The 19,030-nt window shown below is 70.6% G+C and carries 17 protein-coding genes; 14 read left to right on the top strand and 3 right to left on the bottom strand.

What is annotated here, in order from left to right; all coding sequences use genetic code 11:
- The first annotated feature begins 1 nt into the window (after window position 1).
- The 7 genes from ACVHNB_RS30930 to ACVHNB_RS30900 all read left to right on the top strand — a co-directional run bounded on the left by ACVHNB_RS30930 (window position 2) and on the right by ACVHNB_RS30900 (window position 6,195).
- Window positions 2-814, top strand: a complete 813-nt coding sequence (locus tag ACVHNB_RS30930; protein ID WP_428955233.1) for a cell division protein FtsQ/DivIB — start codon at window positions 2-4, stop codon at window positions 812-814.
- Between the two features lie 288 nt (window positions 815-1,102).
- Window positions 1,103-2,332 carry a cell division protein FtsZ gene (ftsZ, locus tag ACVHNB_RS30925; protein ID WP_428955234.1) on the top strand — a complete coding sequence of 410 codons (1,230 nt, stop codon included), beginning with the start codon at window positions 1,103-1,105 and terminating at the stop codon, window positions 2,330-2,332.
- A 31-nt stretch (window positions 2,333-2,363) separates the two neighbouring features.
- Window positions 2,364-3,104 carry a peptidoglycan editing factor PgeF gene (gene pgeF / locus ACVHNB_RS30920; protein ID WP_428955235.1) on the top strand — a complete coding sequence of 247 codons (741 nt, stop codon included), beginning with the start codon at window positions 2,364-2,366 and terminating at the stop codon, window positions 3,102-3,104.
- 6 nt (window positions 3,105-3,110) lie between these two features.
- Window positions 3,111-3,839, top strand: a complete 729-nt coding sequence (locus tag ACVHNB_RS30915; RefSeq protein WP_456226370.1) for a YggS family pyridoxal phosphate-dependent enzyme — start codon at window positions 3,111-3,113, stop codon at window positions 3,837-3,839.
- A gap of 126 nt (window positions 3,840-3,965) precedes the next feature.
- Window positions 3,966-4,607: a cell division protein SepF gene (locus ACVHNB_RS30910; protein ID WP_428955237.1), complete on the top strand. Its 642-nt coding sequence runs from the start codon at window positions 3,966-3,968 to the stop codon at window positions 4,605-4,607.
- 75 nt (window positions 4,608-4,682) lie between these two features.
- Window positions 4,683-4,967 carry a YggT family protein gene (locus ACVHNB_RS30905; protein WP_188339419.1) on the top strand — a complete coding sequence of 95 codons (285 nt, stop codon included), beginning with the start codon at window positions 4,683-4,685 and terminating at the stop codon, window positions 4,965-4,967.
- Window positions 4,968-5,013: 46 nt separating this feature from the next.
- On the top strand, window positions 5,014-6,195 hold the full coding sequence (locus ACVHNB_RS30900) for a DivIVA domain-containing protein (RefSeq protein ID WP_428955238.1): 1,182 nt from the start codon (window positions 5,014-5,016) through the stop codon (window positions 6,193-6,195).
- Window positions 6,196-6,378: 183 nt separating this feature from the next.
- On the opposite strand, the gene ileS is transcribed toward ACVHNB_RS30900, so the two are convergent.
- Entirely contained in the window at window positions 6,379-9,516 is a 3,138-nt protein-coding gene (gene ileS / locus ACVHNB_RS30895; RefSeq protein WP_456226369.1) for an isoleucine--tRNA ligase, read from the bottom strand.
- A gap of 606 nt (window positions 9,517-10,122) precedes the next feature.
- On the opposite strand from ileS, the gene ACVHNB_RS30890 reads away from it, so the two are divergent.
- The 6 genes from ACVHNB_RS30890 (at window position 10,123) to ACVHNB_RS30865 (ending at window position 16,002) form a co-directional block, all read left to right on the top strand.
- Window positions 10,123-11,193, top strand: coding sequence for a TraR/DksA family transcriptional regulator (locus ACVHNB_RS30890; RefSeq protein ID WP_428955240.1), 1,071 nt, complete (start codon window positions 10,123-10,125; stop codon window positions 11,191-11,193).
- A gap of 72 nt (window positions 11,194-11,265) precedes the next feature.
- Window positions 11,266-11,871, top strand: a complete 606-nt coding sequence (gene lspA / locus ACVHNB_RS30885) for a signal peptidase II (protein WP_428955241.1) — start codon at window positions 11,266-11,268, stop codon at window positions 11,869-11,871.
- A gap of 63 nt (window positions 11,872-11,934) precedes the next feature.
- Window positions 11,935-12,876 (top strand): RluA family pseudouridine synthase, encoded by a 942-nt coding sequence (locus ACVHNB_RS30880; protein WP_353942043.1) that lies wholly within the window; start codon window positions 11,935-11,937, stop codon window positions 12,874-12,876.
- Window positions 12,873-13,346 carry a GNAT family N-acetyltransferase gene (locus ACVHNB_RS30875; RefSeq protein ID WP_428955242.1) on the top strand — a complete coding sequence of 158 codons (474 nt, stop codon included), beginning with the start codon at window positions 12,873-12,875 and terminating at the stop codon, window positions 13,344-13,346. The genes ACVHNB_RS30880 and ACVHNB_RS30875 overlap by 4 nt, the downstream gene beginning before the upstream one ends.
- 281 nt (window positions 13,347-13,627) lie before the next feature.
- On the top strand, window positions 13,628-15,214 hold the full coding sequence (locus ACVHNB_RS30870) for a Na+/H+ antiporter (RefSeq protein ID WP_428955243.1): 1,587 nt from the start codon (window positions 13,628-13,630) through the stop codon (window positions 15,212-15,214).
- Between the two features lie 41 nt (window positions 15,215-15,255).
- Window positions 15,256-16,002 carry an SDR family oxidoreductase gene (locus tag ACVHNB_RS30865; protein WP_456226368.1) on the top strand — a complete coding sequence of 249 codons (747 nt, stop codon included), beginning with the start codon at window positions 15,256-15,258 and terminating at the stop codon, window positions 16,000-16,002.
- A gap of 12 nt (window positions 16,003-16,014) precedes the next feature.
- Here the strand turns inward: ACVHNB_RS30865 and ACVHNB_RS30860 are convergent, their stop codons facing one another.
- Complete coding sequence (locus ACVHNB_RS30860) at window positions 16,015-17,124, bottom strand: mechanosensitive ion channel family protein (protein ID WP_428955245.1); 1,110 nt, start codon at window positions 17,122-17,124, stop codon at window positions 16,015-16,017.
- Window positions 17,125-17,186: 62 nt separating this feature from the next.
- On the opposite strand from ACVHNB_RS30860, the gene ACVHNB_RS30855 reads away from it, so the two are divergent.
- Complete coding sequence (locus ACVHNB_RS30855) at window positions 17,187-17,756, top strand: dienelactone hydrolase family protein (RefSeq protein ID WP_428955246.1); 570 nt, start codon at window positions 17,187-17,189, stop codon at window positions 17,754-17,756.
- Between the two features lie 16 nt (window positions 17,757-17,772).
- Here ACVHNB_RS30855 and ACVHNB_RS30850 read toward each other — a convergent pair whose 3' ends face one another.
- Window positions 17,773-18,762 carry a zinc metalloprotease gene (locus ACVHNB_RS30850; protein WP_456226367.1) on the bottom strand — a complete coding sequence of 330 codons (990 nt, stop codon included), beginning with the start codon at window positions 18,760-18,762 and terminating at the stop codon, window positions 17,773-17,775.
- Between the last annotated feature and the right edge of the window lie 268 nt (window positions 18,763-19,030).

The following is a 19,030-nucleotide window of genomic DNA, read 5'->3' as shown; positions in this document are numbered from 1 at the left end:
CGTGGCCGGACCGACCACCGCGGACCGCGGCGAACGAGACGAAGCCGAGGCGTCCGAATCCGGCCCGCCCCCTCCTCTCCGCCGGCTGCGGAGGCCGAGCGTCCGGGCCCTTGTCGTGACCGGAGTGCTGCTCGTCCTGATCGGGGCGGGCGGCACCTGGCTCCTGTACGGATCGCAGTGGCTGCGCGTCGAGCGCGTCACGACCGCGGGGACGGACGTCCTCACGCCGGCGGAGCTGCGCGAGGCCGCGGCGGTACCGGTCGGCGCTCCGCTGATCTCCGTCGACACGGACGCCATTGAGGACCGACTGCGCCGCACATTGCCGCGAATCGACTCGGTCGACGTCGTGCGTTCCTGGCCGCACGGAATCGGGCTGAAAGTGGCGGAACGCAAGCCGGTTCTGATTGTCGAAGACAGCGGAAATGCGGGCAAGTTCGTCGAAGTGGACCGCGAAGGCGTTCGTTTCGCGACGGTCGACAAGCCCTTGAAGGGCGTTCCCCGGCTGGAATTGACGCCGGATCGGACGGGCGCGGCGGCGAGTCTGCGACGCTTCGGGCCGGACCGGCTGGTGCGTGAAGCGGTCCGGGTGGCGGGCCGGCTCCCGAAGGCGGTCGCGCGCGACACCCGTGCCGTCAAGGTCCGTTCGTACGACGACATCTCGCTGGAGCTCACCGGCGGGCGCGCGGTCGTATGGGGAAGTGCCGAGAAGGGGGATACGAAGGCGCGTGTACTCGGTGCCCTCATGAAAGCCGCCCCCAAGGCCCGGCACTTCGACGTGAGTGTCCCCACCGCGCCTGCGTCATCAGGGAGTTGACGCACATCAGCGCAGGCCAGCACCCTGGTTGGGCAGCGCTACGGCTGATCACATAGGGTGAAAAGAAAAACGGGAGGTTCGGCGTGTTCGTTGAACGGGCGCCACTTGTCGACTTAGTGTCAGGTTCGGAAGAGTCCAGGGAACAGACACACTGGTAACCCTAAACTTCAGCGTTAGGGTTCGGGTCGGCAGTCGACTAGTAGTCCGGACCGTCCCCATTCGACATCAGTCGTCGCATCGGTAGAACGCGAGGCGGCGACACGTAACTCGAGGCGAGAGGCCTTCGACGTGGCAGCACCGCAGAACTACCTCGCAGTCATCAAAGTCATCGGTGTCGGCGGCGGTGGTGTCAATGCCATCAACCGGATGATCGAGGTCGGTCTCAAGGGCGTCGAGTTCATCGCCATCAACACCGACGCGCAAGCCCTGTTGATGAGCGACGCGGACGTCAAGCTCGACGTCGGCCGTGAACTCACCCGCGGCCTCGGCGCCGGAGCCAATCCGGCAGTCGGGCGCAAGGCGGCCGAGGACCACCGCGAGGAGATCGAGGAGGTCCTCAAGGGGGCCGACATGGTCTTCGTCACCGCCGGTGAAGGCGGCGGCACCGGCACCGGCGGCGCACCCGTCGTGGCCAACATCGCCCGCTCGCTGGGCGCCCTGACGATCGGCGTGGTCACGCGGCCGTTCACCTTCGAGGGGCGTCGCCGGGCCAATCAGGCGGAGGACGGCATCGCCGAGCTCCGCGAAGAGGTCGACACCCTCATCGTCATCCCGAACGACCGGCTCCTGTCCATCTCGGACCGCCAGGTCTCGGTCCTCGACGCCTTCAAGTCGGCGGACCAGGTCCTGCTCTCCGGTGTCCAGGGCATCACCGACCTCATCACCACGCCCGGCCTGATCAACCTCGACTTCGCCGACGTCAAGTCCGTGATGTCCGAGGCCGGTTCGGCCCTCATGGGCATCGGCTCGGCCCGCGGCGACGACCGCGCGGTGGCCGCAGCGGAGATGGCGATCTCCTCGCCGCTCCTGGAGGCGTCCATCGACGGTGCCCGCGGTGTGCTGCTCTCCATCTCCGGTGGCTCGGACCTCGGTCTCTTCGAGATCAACGAGGCCGCGCAACTGGTCAGCGAGGCCGCGCACCCCGAGGCGAACATCATCTTCGGCGCCGTCATCGACGATGCGCTGGGCGACGAGGTGCGGGTCACCGTCATCGCCGCCGGCTTCGACGGCGGACAGCCGCCGGCGAAGCGGGAGAACGTCATCGGCTCGTCGTCCGCCAAGCGCGAGGAACAGGCGCCGGCCTCCCGTCCGGCGCCGGCCCCCGAGCCCTCGCGGCCGACCTTCGGCAGCCTCGGCAGCGTCACGCCGCGCGAGGAGCAGAAGTCCCCGGAGCCGGTCGAGGCGCCCGCGCCGGTGAACGAGACGCCCGTCGCCCCGGTCAACCCGCCCCACGTCCCGCGGCCGTCCTACCCGGACAGCCAGGCCGAGGAGCTGGACGTCCCGGACTTCCTGAAGTGACGTTCCTGAGCCCGATGGGAACTTCACGGCAGTGATAGGACAGCGTGACGCTGTGACCTCTACGAGTGGCGCGCACTTCGCCTTCACCGACCGGTGGGGCGGGGTGAGCGCCGCTCCGTACGAGGAGCTCAATCTCGGCGGGGCGGTCGGCGACGACCGCGAGGCCGTACTGCGCAACCGGGAGCTGGCCGCCGAGGGGCTCGGCCTCGAACCGACCCGGGTCGTCTGGATGAACCAGGTGCACGGACCTGACGTCGCGGTGGTGGACGGGCCCTGGGCCACGGACGCCGACGTTCCGCATGTCGACGCCATCGTCACCACCCGGCGCCGGCTCCCCCTCGCCGTGCTCACCGCCGACTGCACCCCCGTGCTCCTTGCGGACCCGGTCGCCGGTGTCGTTGCCGCCGCACACGCGGGACGTCCCGGCATGATCGCCGGGGTCGTGCCCGCCGCCGTGCAGGCGATGGTGAAGCTCGGCGCGGATCCCGCCCGGATCGTGGCCCGCACCGGGCCCGCGGTCTGCGGGCGCTGCTACGAAGTGCCGGAGCAGATGCGGGCCGAGGTCGCCGCGGTGGAGCCCGCGGCGTACGCCGAGACCAGTTGGGGCACTCCGGCCGTCGATGTGACCGCCGGTGTGCACGCGCAACTGGAGCGGCTCGGGGTGCGCGACCGGGAGCAGTCGCCGGTGTGCACGCTGGAGTCGCACGACCACTTCTCGTACCGACGCGACAAGGTCACCGGCCGGCTCGCGGGCTATGTCTGGCTGGACTGATACGACATGACGGACCTTCAGGGACGTAAGGAAGAACTCACCGCGAACCTGGCTGGGGTGGAGGAACGTATCTCCGCCGCGTGTGTCGCGGCCGGCCGCAAGCGCGAGGACGTGACCCTGATCGTGGTCACCAAGACCTATCCCGCGAGCGACGTCCGGATCCTGTCCGAGCTCGGTGTGCGGCACGTGGCGGAGAACCGCGACCAGGATGCCGCGCCCAAGGCGGCGGACTGCGCGGACCTGCCGCTCACCTGGCACTTCGTCGGTCAGTTGCAGACCAACAAGGTCCGCTCCGTGGTGAGTTATGCCGATCTGGTGCAGTCCGTGGACCGGGCGAAGCTCGTCACGGCGCTGTCCAAGGAGGCCGTGCGGGCCGAGCGCGAGCTGGGCTGTCTGATCCAGGTCGCGCTCGACGCGGACGACGACGGCCGGGGTGAGCGCGGGGGCGTAGGGACAGGTGGGGTGGAGGAGTTGGCCGCACGCGTGGCCGAGGCTCCGGGGCTGCGGCTCGACGGACTGATGACCGTCGCGCCGCTCACCGGGGCCTACGCGGGGCGGCAACAGGCGGCGTTCGAGCGCCTCATGGATTTGTCGACTGCCCTGCGCGCGGCCCATCCGGCTGCGAACATGGTCTCGGCAGGGATGAGTTCGGACCTCGAGCAGGCCGTGGCGGCCGGAGCGACACATGTGCGCGTCGGTACTGCGGTACTCGGAGTCCGACCCAGGCTCGGGTAACGTCGCCAAGAAGTCGGACCACAGCCGAAAATATGGTCATTCTCGCTGATGGGCGGGGAGATCACGTGGATCGCGGGCACTTTGGTTGACGTCAGCCGATCCACCACAGAGCGGAGGACTCAGAGCATGGCCGGCGCGATGCGCAAGATGGCGGTCTACCTCGGCCTCGTGGAGGACGATGGGTACGACGGCCGGGGGTTCGACCCCGACGACGACTTCGAACCCGAGCTCGACCCGGAGCCCGAGCGTGACCGGCGGCGGCACGAACCGTCGCATCAGTCACATGGTTCCCGTGCGGTAGAAACGGACGAATCGGTACGAGTGGTGCAGCCGCCCGCACAGCGGGAGCCGGTGCGCCAGCCCGCTTCGCTCGCCGCTGAATCCGGACGTCCGGCGCGAATCGCCCCCGTGGCATCCATCACACCTGAACGTCAGAGCCTGGAGAAGAACGCACCGGTGATCATGCCCAAGGTCGTGTCCGAGCGGGAGCCGTACCGCATCACCACACTGCACCCCCGGACCTACAACGAGGCCCGTACCATCGGGGAACACTTCCGCGAGGGCACTCCGGTGATCATGAATCTGACGGAGATGGACGACACCGATGCGAAGCGACTTGTCGACTTTGCCGCCGGTCTCGTCTTCGGTCTTCACGGGAGCATTGAGCGGGTGACCCAGAAGGTGTTCCTGTTGTCTCCTGCTAACGTCGATGTCACGGCGGAGGACAAGGCCCGCATCGCAGAGGGCGGGTTCTTCAACCAGAGCTGAGACGCAGTACTAGTTCGACGACTAGCCAAGTACTAGTCACGAGGCACGAGACACAGGGGAGAGGGAACCGCCGACATGGGCGTGGTTTTGGATGTGGTCTACATCGCGCTGATGTGTTTCCTCATCGTGCTGATCTTCCGGCTGGTCATGGACTATGTCTTCCAGTTCGCCCGCTCGTGGCAACCCGGCAAGGCGATGGTGGTCGTTCTTGAGGCCACCTACACTGTCACTGATCCACCGCTCAAGCTTCTGCGGCGGTTCATCCCGCCGCTGCGTCTCGGGGGCGTGGCGCTCGACCTGTCCTTCTTCGTACTGATGATCATCGTCTACATCCTGATCTCCGTCGTGAGCCGGCTGTGAACGATACGGTCTTGCCGAATGCCGACGACAACGTTGAGGTGAAGAGATGCCGTTGACCCCCGAGGACGTGCGGAACAAGCAGTTCACGACCGTCCGCCTCCGAGAAGGCTATGACGAGGACGAGGTCGATGCCTTCCTCGATGAGGTCGAAGCCGAACTGACCCGTCTCCTTCGTGAGAACGAGGACCTGCGCGCGAAGCTCGCCGCAGCCACCCGTGCCGCCGCGCAGAACCAGCAGCAGGGCGGCATGCGCAAGGGCCCCGGCCCCGGTGGCCCCGAGGGCCAGGGCGGTCCGCAGGACCAGCAGGGTCCCCCGCAGGGCATGCGCGGTCCGGGCGCCCCCGTGCCCGCCGGCATATCGGGCCCGCCGCAGCAGATGGGCGGCCCCATGGGCGGTCCGCCGCAGCTGCCGAGCGGTGCCCCGCAGCTTCCGGCCGGTCCCAGTGGCCACGGTCCGCAGGGACCCGGCCCGCAGGGTCCCGGTCCGATGGGCCAGGGCCCGATGGGTCAGGGTCCGATGGGTCAGGGTCCGGGCCCGATGGGTCAGGGCCAGCTGGGCGGCCCCATGGGCGGTCCCATGGGCGGCCACGGTGGTCCGCAGATGCCGCAGCCCGGTCAGGGTCCCGGTGGCGACAGCGCCGCCCGTGTCCTCTCGCTGGCCCAGCAGACCGCCGACCAGGCGATCGCCGAGGCCCGCTCCGAGGCCAACAAGATCGTCGGCGAGGCCCGCAGCCGCGCCGAGGGCCTCGAGCGTGACGCCCGTGCCAAGGCCGACGCCCTGGAGCGGGACGCGCAGGAGAAGCACCGTGTCGCGATGGGCTCCCTGGAGTCCGCCCGCGCCACGCTGGAGCGCAAGGTCGAGGACCTGCGCGGCTTCGAGCGCGAGTACCGCACGCGTCTGAAGTCCTACCTGGAGTCGCAGCTGCGTCAGCTGGAGACCCAGGCCGACGACTCGCTGGCCCCGCCGCGTACCCCGGCGACCGCGTCCCTGCCGCCGTCCCCGGCGCCTTCGATGGCTCCGGCCGGTGCGGGTGCGCCGTCCTACGGCGGCAACCAGGGCATGGGTGGCAACCAGCAGGCCGGCGGTCCGTCGTACGGCGGTGGCCAGCAGCAGATGTCGCCCGCCATGACGCAGCCGATGGCACCGGTGCGGCCGCAGGCGCCGCAGCCGATGCAGCAGGCCCCGTCGCCGATGCGCGGGTTCCTCATCGACGAGGACGACAACTAGGGGCGCCCTGTAGCGCCTGAGAAAAGGCGTCGGCGTTCATTCAGGCCCTGGCCCGGATCGTTTCTGCGATCCGGGCCAGGGCCTTTTCGCGGCCGCTGTGAACCGGCGGTGCCGGGCGTACGGCGAAGGGCCGGTCCCGCCAGATCAGCTCTGGCGGGACCGGCCCTTCGGGGGTGCCGGGTGTTACGCCTTGCGCAGGCGGAACGTCAGGCTCAGGCCCTCGTCCGTGAACGGGTCCCCGTACGTGTCGTCCGCCTCGCCCTGGGCGAAGTCCGTCGCCAGGACCTCGTCGGCGATCAGGCCGGAGTGCTCGGACAGGGCCGAGATCACCGCCGGGTCCGTGGAGGTCCAGCGCAGGGCGATCCGGTCCGCCACGTCCAGGCCGCTGTTCTTGCGGGCCTCCTGGATCAGGCGGATCGCGTCACGGGCCAGGCCCGCCTGCCGCAGCTCCTCGGTGAGCTCCAGGTCCAGGGCCACGGTCGCGCCGGAGTCGGAGGCCACCGACCAGCCCTCGCGCGGGGTCTCCGTGATGATGACCTCGTCGGGGGCGAGGCTGACGGTCTCGCCGTCGACCTCGACCGTGGCCGTGCCCTCGCGCAGCGCCAGGGACAGCGCGGCGGCGTCGGCGCCCGCGACGGCCTTGGCGACGTCCTGGACGCGCTTGCCGAACCGCTTGCCGAGCGCCCGGAAGTTCGCCTTGGCCGTCGTGTCGACCAGCGAGCCGCCGACCTCCGAGAGCGAGGCCAGGGACGTGACGTTCAGCTCCTCCGTGATCTGCGCGTGCAGCTCGGGGGAGAGCGCGTCGAAGCCGGAGGCGGCGACCAGCGCGCGTGAGAGCGGCTGACGGGTCTTGACACCGGACTCCGCGCGCGTGGCGCGGCCCAGCTCCACGAGGCGGCGGACCAGGTCCATCTGCGTCGACAGGGTCGGGTCGATCGCCGACCGGTCGGCCTCGGGCCACGACGACAGGTGCACCGACTCCGGCACGTCCGCGGTGACCGGCACGACCAGGTCCTGCCACACCCGCTCCGTGATGAACGGCGTGAGCGGCGCCATCAGCTGCGTGACCGTCGCCACCACGTCGTGCAGGGTGCGCAGCGCGGCCTTGTCGCCCTGCCAGAAGCGGCGGCGCGAGCGGCGCACGTACCAGTTCGACAGGTCGTCGACGAACGCCGACAGGAGCTTGCCGGCGCGCTGGGTGTCGTACGCCTCGAGGGACTTGGTGACCTCGTCCGTGAGCTGGTGCAGCTCGGACAGCAGCCAGCGGTCCAGGACGGTGCGCTCGGCCGGGGCCGGGTCCGCCTCGCTGGGCGCCCAGCCCGACGTGCGGGCGTACAGGGCCTGGAAGGCGACCGTGTTCCAGTACGTGAGGAGCGTCTTGCGGACGACCTCCTGGATGGTGCCGTGGCCGACGCGGCGGGCCGCCCAGGGGGAGCCGCCGGCCGCCATGAACCAGCGCACCGCGTCCGCGCCGTGCCGGTCCATCAGCGGGATCGGGTCCAGGGTGTTGCCCAGGTGCTTGGACATCTTGCGGCCGTCCTCGGCCAGGATGTGGCCCAGGCACACCACGTTCTCGTACGACGACTTGTCGAAGACCAGCGTGCCGACGGCCATCAGCGTGTAGAACCAGCCGCGGGTCTGGTCGATGGCCTCGGAGATGAACTGCGCGGGGTAGCGGGACTCGAAGAGTTCCTTGTTCTTGTACGGGTAGCCCCACTGCGCGAACGGCATCGAACCCGAGTCGTACCAGGCGTCGATGACCTCCGGCACGCGCGTCGCCGTCTCCGTGCAGCCCTCGTGGGTGCAGGTGAAGGTGACGTCGTCGATGAACGGGCGGTGCGGGTCGAGTGAGGACTGGTCCGTGCCCGTCAGCCGCGACAGCTCCTCGCGGGAACCCACGCAGGTGAGGTGGTCCTCCGCGCAGCGCCAGATGGGCAGCGGGGTGCCCCAGTAGCGGTTGCGGGAGAGCGCCCAGTCGATGTTGTTCTGCAGCCAGTCGCCGAAGCGGCCGTTCTTGACGGTCTCCGGGAACCAGTTGGTCTTCTCGTTCTCCTGGAGGAGGCGGTCCTTGACGGCCGTGGTGCGGATGTACCAGGACGGCTGCGCGTAGTACAGCAGCGCCGTGTGGCAGCGCCAGCAGTGCGGGTAGCTGTGCTCGTACGGGATGTGCTTGAAGAGGAGGCCGCGGGCGCCGAGGTCCTCGGTGAGCGCCTCGTCCGCCTTCTTGAAGAAGACGCCGCCGACCAGCGGGACACTCTCCTCGAAGGTGCCGTCCTGGCGGACGGGGTTCACCATCGGCAGCCCGTACGCGCGGCAGACCTTGAGGTCGTCCTCACCGAAGGCGGGGGACTGGTGGACGAGACCGGTGCCGTCCTCGGTCGTGACGTACTCGGCGTTCACGACGTAGTGCGCCTCGGCCGGGAACTCCACGAGCTCGAACGGGCGTTGGTACTTCCAGCGCTCCATCTCGGCGCCGGTGAAGGACTCGCCGGTCGTCTCCCAGCCCTCGCCGAGCGACTTCTCGACGAGCGGCTCGGCGACGACCAGCTTCTCCTCGCCGTTCGTCGCGACGACGTAGCGGACCTCGGGGTGCGCGGCGACCGCCGTGTTCGAGACCAGGGTCCACGGCGTCGTCGTCCACACCAGGAGCGACGCCTGGCCCGCCAGCGGACCGGAGGTGAGCGGGAAACGGACATAGACCGAGGGGTCGACGACCGTCTCGTAGCCCTGCGCCAGCTCGTGGTCGGAGAGGCCGGTGCCGCAGCGCGGGCACCAGGGGGCCACGCGGTGGTCCTGGACCAGCAGGCCCTTGTTGAAGATCTCCTTCAGCGACCACCAGACCGACTCGATGTACTCGGGGTCCATCGTGACGTACGGGTCGTCGAGGTCGGTCCAGTACCCCATGCGGGTCGTCAGCGCGGCGAAGGCGTCGGTGTGCCGCAGCACGGACTCGCGGCACTTGGCGTTGAACTCGGCGATGCCGTACGCCTCGATGTCCTTCTTGCCGCTGAAGCCGAGCTCCTTCTCGACCGCCAGCTCCACCGGGAGGCCGTGGCAGTCCCAGCCCGCCTTACGGGCCACGTGGTAGCCGCGCATGGTGCGGAAGCGGGGGAAGACGTCCTTGAAGACGCGGGCCTCGATGTGGTGGGCGCCCGGCATGCCGTTGGCCGTGGGCGGGCCCTCGTAGAACACCCACTCAGGGCGTCCCTCGGACTGCTCCAGGGTCTTGGCGAAGATCTTCTGCTCGCGCCAGAAGTCGAGCACCGCGTGCTCGACGGCGGGCAGGTCGACCTGGGCGGGCACCTGGCGGTACTGCGTCATCAGTCTTCCTCCGGCGGACGTGCTTCCTTCCGTCGGAGGGACGAGAGGCTGCTGCGCCGTGTGCGGCGCGCTCCCGCGGTACCACCCTCCTTGGCCCTCCGGCGCGTGATGTGCTCCGGTGAGCCCCCTCATTGGGGTCGCGATGCCGGGTCTACTGGCCGCTGCGCACGCACTGCGGTGTTCTTCCGGCGGCTCCGGGGTGATCTTCGCGTCGCGCTCGCCTCCGGGCTTCCACCGTCCCCGGATCGCTCTTGGCTGCGTACGCCGCTACTCGGCCCCATCCACGCTTCTCGCTCCGCCCAGTGTACGGCGCCCGCCAGGGGGCGGCCGACCGCTTTTCGCGGGGGTCCGCGGGGGCGGCGGACGGCTGCGCGCAGTGACCCGAATGGCGATACGTCCGGTGTCCGATCCCGGACGGCCGCCCGGGACGCCCGGAACGGGCGGATTACCGGCCGGGGAGCTGGGCACAACGCTTGCAGATTCGTCCCGCGGGGGCCTCCGGGCGGCCGGATCGGAGTGTGCGCCCCGTTGCCGCGGGCCTGAAGTCGATTTATCGTCCCAGCACGATTCGCGAGCAAGATCACAATTTGTGAAGGGGCCGCGGCCATGGTGGCGAAAAAGACCGCCGTTCAGCAGTCGGCGTCCGGCAGATCCACGGGCGCGGGTGCCTCCGGCGGGGCGGCCCGAGCCTCCGGCGGAGCCGCCGGCAAGGACGTGGGCGGCAAGAAGAGCGCAGCCGGCAAGAAAGCCACGGCGACGGGCGGCGCTGCCAAGAAGGCGACGAAAAGCACCACCAAGAAGGCCGCGGTCCGCCCGGCCGAGGAGCCGGTGCCCGAGGAGCAGACGGCCGGGCCTGCGGGCGGGGCAGACAAGGGCGCCGCGAAACCGGCCACGAAACGGACGGCCAAGAAGGCGGCGAGCAAGAGCGCCGCCGCTTCCGGGGAGGGCGACAGCACGGCCGCGCGTGCCGGGAAGGCCGCGGCGGGGAAGCGTACGACCAAGAAGGCGGCCGGTACGGCCAAGAAGGCGGATGCCGCACAGGGCGCGGCAGAGGCGCAGGGCACGGACGGTGCCGATGCCACCGAGGGCGGCGTCGCACAGCGGTCCGCCGGACGCAAGGGCGCGGTGAAGAAGGCGGTCGCCTCCGCGGCCGAGGACGCGGCCGAGGCCGCGAAGACGACGGGAGCCACGACAGTGGTTGCGAAGAAGACTCAGGGCACGGCCACGGCGGCGAAGAAGCCCGGCGCGGTCCCCAAGGCGCGTTTGTCCGCCGCCGAGCCCGGCGAGCTGGCCGTCCGGCCCGGCGAGGAACCCTGGACCCCGGACGAGGTCGAGGAGGCGCGTGCCGAGCTGCAGAGCGAGGCGCTGCGGCTCGGGAGCGAGATCGAGGCGTCCGAGGAGGGGCTCGCCGGTCTGATGCGGGACTCCGGGGACGGGGCCGGGGACGACGACGCCGACACCGGCACGAAGAACATCACGCGCGAGCACGAGATGTCGCTGGCCGCCAACGCCCGGGAGATGCTGCTGCAGACCGAGCGGGCCCTGGAGCGGCTGGACGCCGGCACGTACGGACTCTGCGAGAACTGCGGGAACCCCATCGGCAAGGCGCGTATGCAGGCCTTTCCCCGGGCGACCCTCTGTGTGGAGTGCAAGCAGAAGCAGGAGCGTCGTTACTGAACCGTCCCCGTGACGCCCCCTGGGTGTGCCGTACTCTCGTCCTCAGTCAGGTACCTAGGTTGAGGGACTCACGTGGCAGAGGCGGAGCGCATCATCGGTACGCCGGATTCCCCGGACACGGGGGCAGCGGAGCCGGAGAAGGCCGACGGGGCCGATTCGCCGGCCGAGGAGATCGTCGCCGAGCGGCCCAGGGGCAGGCGGCGCATCGCCGCGCTGTTCGTCGTGGCCGCCCTGGCGTACGCCCTGGACCTGGGCAGCAAGCTGCTGGTGGTCGCGAAGCTGGAGCACCGCGACTCGATCCGGATCCTGGGTGACTGGCTGCAGCTCGAGGTGATCCGGAACCCCGGGGCCGCCTGGGGCATCGGCGAGGCCTTCACGATCATCTTCACCGTGATCGCCGCCGCGGTGATCGTCGTCATCGCGCGGCTCGCGAGGAAGCTCTACAGCACGCCGTGGGCGATCGCGCTCGGGCTGCTGCTCGGCGGGGCGCTCGGCAACCTCACCGACAGGATCTTCCGCGCCCCGGGCGTCTTCGAGGGTGCCGTCGTCGACTTCATCGCGCCGAAGAACTACCCGGTCTTCAACCTCGCCGACTCCGCGATCGTCTGCGGCGGCATCCTGATCGTGCTGCTGTCCTTCCGCGGGATCGACCCCGACGGGACCGTCCACAAGGACTGAGGCGGGGCCCTGGCGGCAGGGCTGCGGTACGGGGCTGTCGGTGCACTCCTGCATACTCGATGCGTGAGCACCATTCCCGAGATCCGAACCCTGCCCGTGCCCGACGGCCTGGAGGGCGAGCGCGTCGACGCCGCCATCTCCCGCATGTTCGGCTTCTCCCGCACCAAGGCGGCCGAGCTGGCCGCCGCCGGGAAGGTCACGGTCGACGGTTCGGTCGTGGGCAAGTCCGAGCGCGTGCACGGCGGAGCCTGGCTGGAGGTGGAGATGCCGCAGGCGCCCGCTCCGGTGCAGATCGTCGCCGAGCCCGTCGAGGGCATGGAGATCGTCCATGACGACGACGACATCGTGGTCATCGTGAAGCCGGTCGGGGTCGCCGCCCACCCGAGCCCCGGCTGGACCGGGACGACCGTCATCGGCGGGCTCGCCGCAGCCGGGTACCGGATCTCCACGTCCGGTGCCGCCGAGCGCCAGGGCATCGTGCACCGCCTCGACGTCGGCACCTCCGGGCTGATGGTCGTCGCCAAGTCCGAGCGCGCGTACACGTCGCTGAAGCGGCAGTTCAAGGAGCGCGTGCCCGACAAGCGCTACCACGCGCTCGTGCAGGGCCACCCCGACCCGATGAGCGGCACGATCGACGCCCCGATCGGGCGGCATCCGAACCATGACTACAAGTGGGCCGTGACCGCGGACGGCAAGCCCTCCGTGACGCACTACGACCTCATCGAGGCGTTCCGGGCCGCCTCCCTGCTGGACATCAAGCTGGAGACGGGCCGCACCCACCAGATCCGCGTCCACATGTCCGCGCACCGCCACCCCTGCGTCGGCGACCTGACGTACGGCGCCGACCCGACGCTCGCCAAGCGGCTCGGGATCACGCGGCAGTGGCTGCACGCGGTGCGCCTCGGGTTCGAGCACCCCTCCGACGGGCAGTGGGTCGAGTTCGCGAGCGAGTACCCGGATGACCTGCAGACCGCGCTCGACCGGGTCCGGGCGGAGAGCGCGTGAGCGCCGGGGACTATGTCGTCCGCGTGGCCGAGGCCGACGCGGACCGTGCGGCCTGTTTCGCCGTGCGCCGGGACGTCTTCGTCACCGAGCAGGGCGTTCCCGAGGAGCTCGAGTACGACGCGTACGACGCCGGGGCCGTGCATGTGCTCGCCGTGCGCGAGGACGGGGTTCCGCTCGGCGCGGGCCGACTGCTGACCGGCGACGCCGCCGCGGTGAAGAACGGCGGCGCCGTGGACGTCGGCGCGCTGGGCCGGCTGGCCGTGGCGAAGGCCGCCCGGGGCTCGGGCATCGGCGCGGTTCTGGTGCGGGCCATCGAGGAAGCGGCCCGGGAGCGCGGGCTGCGCGCGGTCGATCTGCACGCGCAGACGCATGCGTTGGGGTTCTACGAGCGGCTCGGGTACGTCGCGTACGGGCCCGAGTTCCCGGACGCCGGGATTCCGCACCGGGCGATGCGGAAGCCGCTCGACTGACGCGACCGATACGTCGCGGCGCGCGGGTGCCCGAGGGGACGCGTCCCTCCGGGTGACCAAGGGCGTTGCCCCGGGCTGCGGTTGGGTCGGGGCCCTTCGGGCGGCGGGTGTCCGAGAGGGCCGGGACGTCGCTCGACGCCTGACGCCGATGCCCGGTGTTCCGGTGTCACGAAAGCCGTGGACATCGGAGGATGCGGGGCGCTCGGAGGGCGGTTTGCCCGGATGTGCGTGGCACTCTTGAGGCGGAACGTCCCTGATCGTCGAGCCTGGTCGGAGCACCCGTGGATCAATTGGCCCTGCTGTTCGTGCTGCTGCTCGGGGCCGTCCTGAGCGTGCCGCTCGGCGACCGGCTCAAGCTGCCCGCGCCCGTCCTGATGACGCTGCTCGGCATCGTCCTCGCCTTGATCCGCGTCGTTCCGAACGTCGACATCGACCCCGACCTGATCCTGCCGCTCGTCCTGCCGCCCCTCCTCTACGCGGCCGTGCACCGCACGTCCTGGCGACAGTTCGCCGCGAACCGGCGGCCCATCTTCCTGCTGGCCGTCGCCCTCGTCTTCGTCACCACCGCCGCGGTCGCTCTCGTCGCCAACGCGGTCGTGCCGGGCCTGCCGCTCGCCGCGGCCGTCGCGCTCGGCGCGCTCGTGGCGCCGCCCGACCCGGTCGCCGCGACCGCCGTCGCCGGCCAACTCGGCCTGCCCCGCCGCATGGTGTCGATCCTGGAGGGCGAGGGCCTGTTCAACGACGTGACCGCGATCGTGCTCTACCACGTCGCGATCGCCGCCGCCGTCAGCGGCAGTTTCTCCGTGCCGCAGGCCGCGCTCGAACTGGTGCTCTCCGCCGTCGTCGCCGTCGCGGTCGGTGTCGCGCTCGGCTGGGCCGCCAACCGGCTCATGGGCTATCTCGGCGACGCCACCCTCCAGATCGGCCTCACGCTCCTGGTGCCGTACGCCTCGTACGTCATGGCCGAGGAACTGCACGGCTCGGGCGTGCTCGCCGTGCTGACCGTCGCCATGTTCCTGGCCGAGCGCGCCTTCGACGCCGACGACGTGCTCACCCGGCTGACCGGCCGCGCCTTCTGGGACGTCGTCGACACCCTCGTCACCGGTGTCGCCTTCGGGCTCATCGGCCTCGAGGTGCACAACGTCGTGCGCACCGCGCAGGGCCGCTGGGGCGAGATGCTCGGCTGGGCGGCCGCGGTCGTCGGCGTCGTCATCGTCGTACGCCTGCTGTGGCTGCTGCCGATGACCTGGGTGACGCAGCGGCTGCACGCCCGGCGCGACGTCGACGAGGAGATCCCGGTGAGCTGGCGGGAGACCGTCGTCATGTGGTGGTCGGGGATGCGCGGTGTGGCCTCCGTGGCCCTGGCCCTCGCCATTCCGCTGACCATGGACGACGGATCGCCCTTCCCGGACCGGGACGAGATCGTCTTCATCGCCTTCGGGGTCATCATGGCGACCCTCGTGCTCCAGGGGCTGAGCCTGCCGTGGCTCGTGAAGAAGCTGAAGGTGCGCGCCGACACCGAGGCGGAGCAGGAGTACGAGAAGGCGCTCGCGCTGCGCGCCGCGAAGGCCGCCAAGCGACGGCTCAAGGAGATCGAGGAGGTCGAGGAGCTGCCGGAGGAGGTCCAGGAGCAGATGCTGCGGCGCGCCTACGACATCGGGCTGCGCATCAACCCGGAGCTGGGGGCGGAGGAACGGCGCGAGTCGCAGGCGAAGCGGTTCGCCCGGATCAAGCGGGTGCGGCGGATCCAGAGCGAGATGATGTCGGCGGCGCGGCACGAGGTGCTGGCCGCGCGCAGCGAGCCCGGGGCCGATCCGGAGGTCGTCGACCGGGTGCTGCGGCAGCTGGACGTGCGAAGCCTGCGCTGATCCCCGACCTCGAGCGCGCTCCACGACCTAGGCTCGTGCCCATGGCACGCAATGTGATGATCACCGGTGGCGGTACGGGAATCGGGCTCGCCGCGGCCCACGCCTTCGCCGCCGAGGGAGACCGGGTGCTGCTGGTCGGGCGGCGGGCCGACGTCCTGGCGAAGGCCGGGGTGCCGGGCGCGCTGACGTTCGCCGCCGATCTCAGCACGGTCCAAGGGGCGCGCGGCGCCGCCGACTTCGCCCTCGACGCGTTCGACGGCACGGTCGACGTGCTCGTGCACAGCGCCGGCGGACTCGGCGGGCGGCAGCCGGGGGCCCCGGCCGGGGGCGATCCGCTCGACGCCGTCGCGCACGAATGGGACGCCAACTTCCGTGTGAATACGCTCACTTCGGTCCTGCTGACCGAAGCCCTGCGGGAACACCTCGCCGCGCCCGGCGGCCGGGTCCTCTTCCTCTCGTCCATCGCCGCCCTGCGCGGCTCGGGCACCGGCGCGTACGGCGGCGCCAAGGCGGCCCTGCACCCGTACACCTTCGACCTGGCCAAGGCGCTCGGGCCGCGCGGCATCACCGTGAACGCGGTCGCGCCCGGCTACATCGAGGACACCGAGTTCTTCGGGCGCGAGATGTCCGAGGAGGAGTACGGGCGCCGCGTCGGCGCCATCCCGACCGGGCGGGCCGGAGCCCCCGCCGACGTCGCCGCCACCCTGACCTGGCTCGCGTCGCCGGGGGCCGGTCATGTCACCGCGCAGATCGTCCAGGTCAACGGCGGGGAGGTGCTGGGGCGCTGACCGCGCCTGCCGTCAGCCCCGGCCCGTGCGCGGCGCGCGGCCGTTGCGCTGGATCACATGGTCCGGCAGGGCTGTCGCCATCTCCTCCGGGGCGAGCAGGGCCGTCGCCGTGTTGATCCGGGGCAGCGCGTAGGGGTGCTCGTCGGTCAGCCAGCGGACCAGCTGCTCGCGGACCGTGACCCGCACCGTCCAGATGTCGTCCGCGTCCTTGGCCGTGACCACGGCGCGGACCTGGAGCGTGCTGGGCGTGGTGTCGGTCACGGCGAGGCTCCAGTCGCGGCCGTCCCAGGCGGCGCAGTCCCGCAGGATGTCGTGGAGCTTCTCGCGCATCTGCGGCACCGGGGCGCTGTGGTCGAGGTGGAAGAAGACGGTGCCGGTCATCTGGGCGCCGCCGCGCGACCAGTTCTCGAACGGCTTCGACGTGAAGTACGACACGGGCATCGTGATCCGGCGCTCGTCCCAGGTGCGTACGGCGAGGAAGGTGAGCGTGATCTCCTCGACGGTGCCCCACTCGCCGTCCACCACGACCGTGTCGCCGATGCGCACCATGTCGCCGAACGCGATCTGCAGCCCGGCGAAGATGTTGCCGAGCGTGGACTGCGCGGCGACACCGGCGACGATGCCCAGCAGACCGGCGGAGGCGAGCAGCGAGGCACCGGCGGCCCTGAACCCGGGGAAGGTGAAGAGCATCGAGGCCACCGCCACCACGGCGACGACCGCGATGACGACCCGCTGGATCAGGGTGACCTGGGTGCGCACCCGGCGGACCCGGGCCGGATCGCGGTGGGCGTTGGCGTAGCGGGCGTAGGTCGACTCGACGATCGCGGACGCGATCCGCACGATCAGCCAGGCGGTCGCGCCGATCAGGACCAGGGTGAGGGTCTGCCCGACACCGGCGGAGTGCTCCTCGGCGATCTTCGCCTGGTCGTACGAGCCCCGCAGCAGAGCCGCGCAGAGCACGAACTGGAGGGGGAGCCGGCAGCGGCGCAGCAGACCCCACAGCGGGGTCTCGTGATGGCGCCGGTCGGCGCGCTGCAAGAGACGGTCGACAGCCCACCCGAGCACGAGTGTGAGCACGACCGAGCCGCCGATGACGATGAGGGGGCGCAGTACGTTCTCCATGAGGGGACCGTAACCGGGATCGGCCGCGGCTAACCTGTGGCGTTCCTGGCACCATGGGGCCCATGAACATCATGCTTTTCCACTCGACGTACGGTCTGCGACCTGCGGTGCAGGCCGCGGCCGACCGGCTGCGCGCCGCCGGTCACGAGGTATGGACCCCGGATCTCTTCGAGGGCCGCACCTTCGACACGGTCGAGGAGGGCATGGCCCACAAGGACGAGATCGGCAAGGACGAGCTCCTCAAGCGCGCCGTGCTGGCCGCTGCCCCCTACTCCGACCGCGGCCTGGTGTACGCGGGCTTCTCACTGGGCGCCGCCACCGCGCAGACCCTCGCCCTCGGCGACGACAAGGCGAAGGGCCTGCTGCTCCTGCACGGCACCTCCGACATCGCGGAGAACGCCTCCGTGGACGAGCTGCCGGTCCAGCTGCACGTCGCCGAGCCCGACCCGTTCGAGACGGACGACTGGCTGACCGCCTGGTACCTCCAGATGGGCCGCACCGGTGCCGACGTGGAGGTCTACCGGTACGCCGGGGCCGGCCACCTCTACACCGACCCCGACCTGCCCGACTACGACGAGGAGGCCGCCGAGGCCACCTGGCGGGTGGCGCTCGGCTTCCTGGAGACCCTGTGAGCCTGCCGCGGCGGGGTCAGCCCCGGTAGGCCGTCCAGCTGTCCTTCATGCGCTGCACCTGGCCCGCGGTGAACTGGTACATGCAGGAGTCGTACGTGTAGTCCATGAAGTTGTGGATCGGGTCGACACCGGTCTTGTTCGTGCAGGTGTCGCGCCCGGTCGGGCACTCGAAGGCGGCGCTCTTCTCGGCCGGGGTGTCGGAGACGTAGTCGCCGTTGCCGCTGCACCCGCCCTGGAACGTGTGGTAAAGCCCCATCCAGTGGCCGATCTCGTGGGTGCCGGTGTCGCCCTCGTTGTAGTGCGTCGCCGAGCCGCCCGGCAGCGAGGTGTCGAGGACGACCACGCCGTCGTCCTTCGGGTTCGACGTGTACGAGGACGGGAACGTGGCCCAGCCGAGCAGATCGTCGCCCAGGTTCGCGGTGTAGAAGTTCAGCGCGTTCGCGCCGCCCTTGTGCAGCGCGGACTTCATCGACGACTCGGCGGACGAGTCGGGCGTGATGCCGTTGTACCAGGCGGCGTTGTCCGTGTAGTCGGTGCCGGCCAGCTGGAACTGGAAGCCCGAGTTCGTGTTGCCGGTGCCCTGCCCGCTGTACGCCGCGTTCAGGACGCTGATCTGATTGGCTATCGAGGCCGCGGACAGCTTGCCGGTGGTGCCGGCGTGGATGACGTGGAAGTACACCGGGACGGTGGTGGACGCGGCCGCGCTCAGGCCCCGCTCCAGGGTTCCGGCGGCGCGCATCTTGTCGAGTCTCTTCTCCAGCGCCGTGTTCATCGCCTTGGCCTGCGCGGCGGTCAGCTCGTTGGGCTCGGCGGTGTGCTCGGCTCCGGCCGGCTTCTTCTCGCGGGCGACCGCGTTCGCGGTGCTCGCGCACTTCTCGGCGGTGGTCTTCGTGGCGGCGGTGCCGGTGGGGGCGGAGAGCGGGACCAGGGCCAGGGTTCCGGCCATCACCGCGGTGCCGAGCAGCCGGCGGCTCAGGCGCGGGGACATACGGGCAAGAGTGGTCATGTGGGGGCTCCTCGCGGACGTGGGCGGGAGGGCCTTCCTCGCCGCCGCGGGGAGATTACGTGCTCATGTCACTCCAGGAGGAGCGGCTAACTGGCCGCGCCGATCACGGAAATGGGCCGGGCATACCGGGGCAACCGTGAGAAGAAATTCGACGGCCGTCCGGAGTTTGAGACGCGGACGTAACGGCGGGGGTCACCGAGGTGGGTGGTGTGTCCGCATTGGCTCTCGCGTGCGGCCGCGTCCGCACCACCCACCGTGAGCGGTGTCA

This window comes from Streptomyces sp. YJ-C3 (assembly GCF_053891275.1).
Note: the sequence above shows the minus strand (reverse complement) of the source record. Positions and strands in the feature narration are given on the sequence as shown.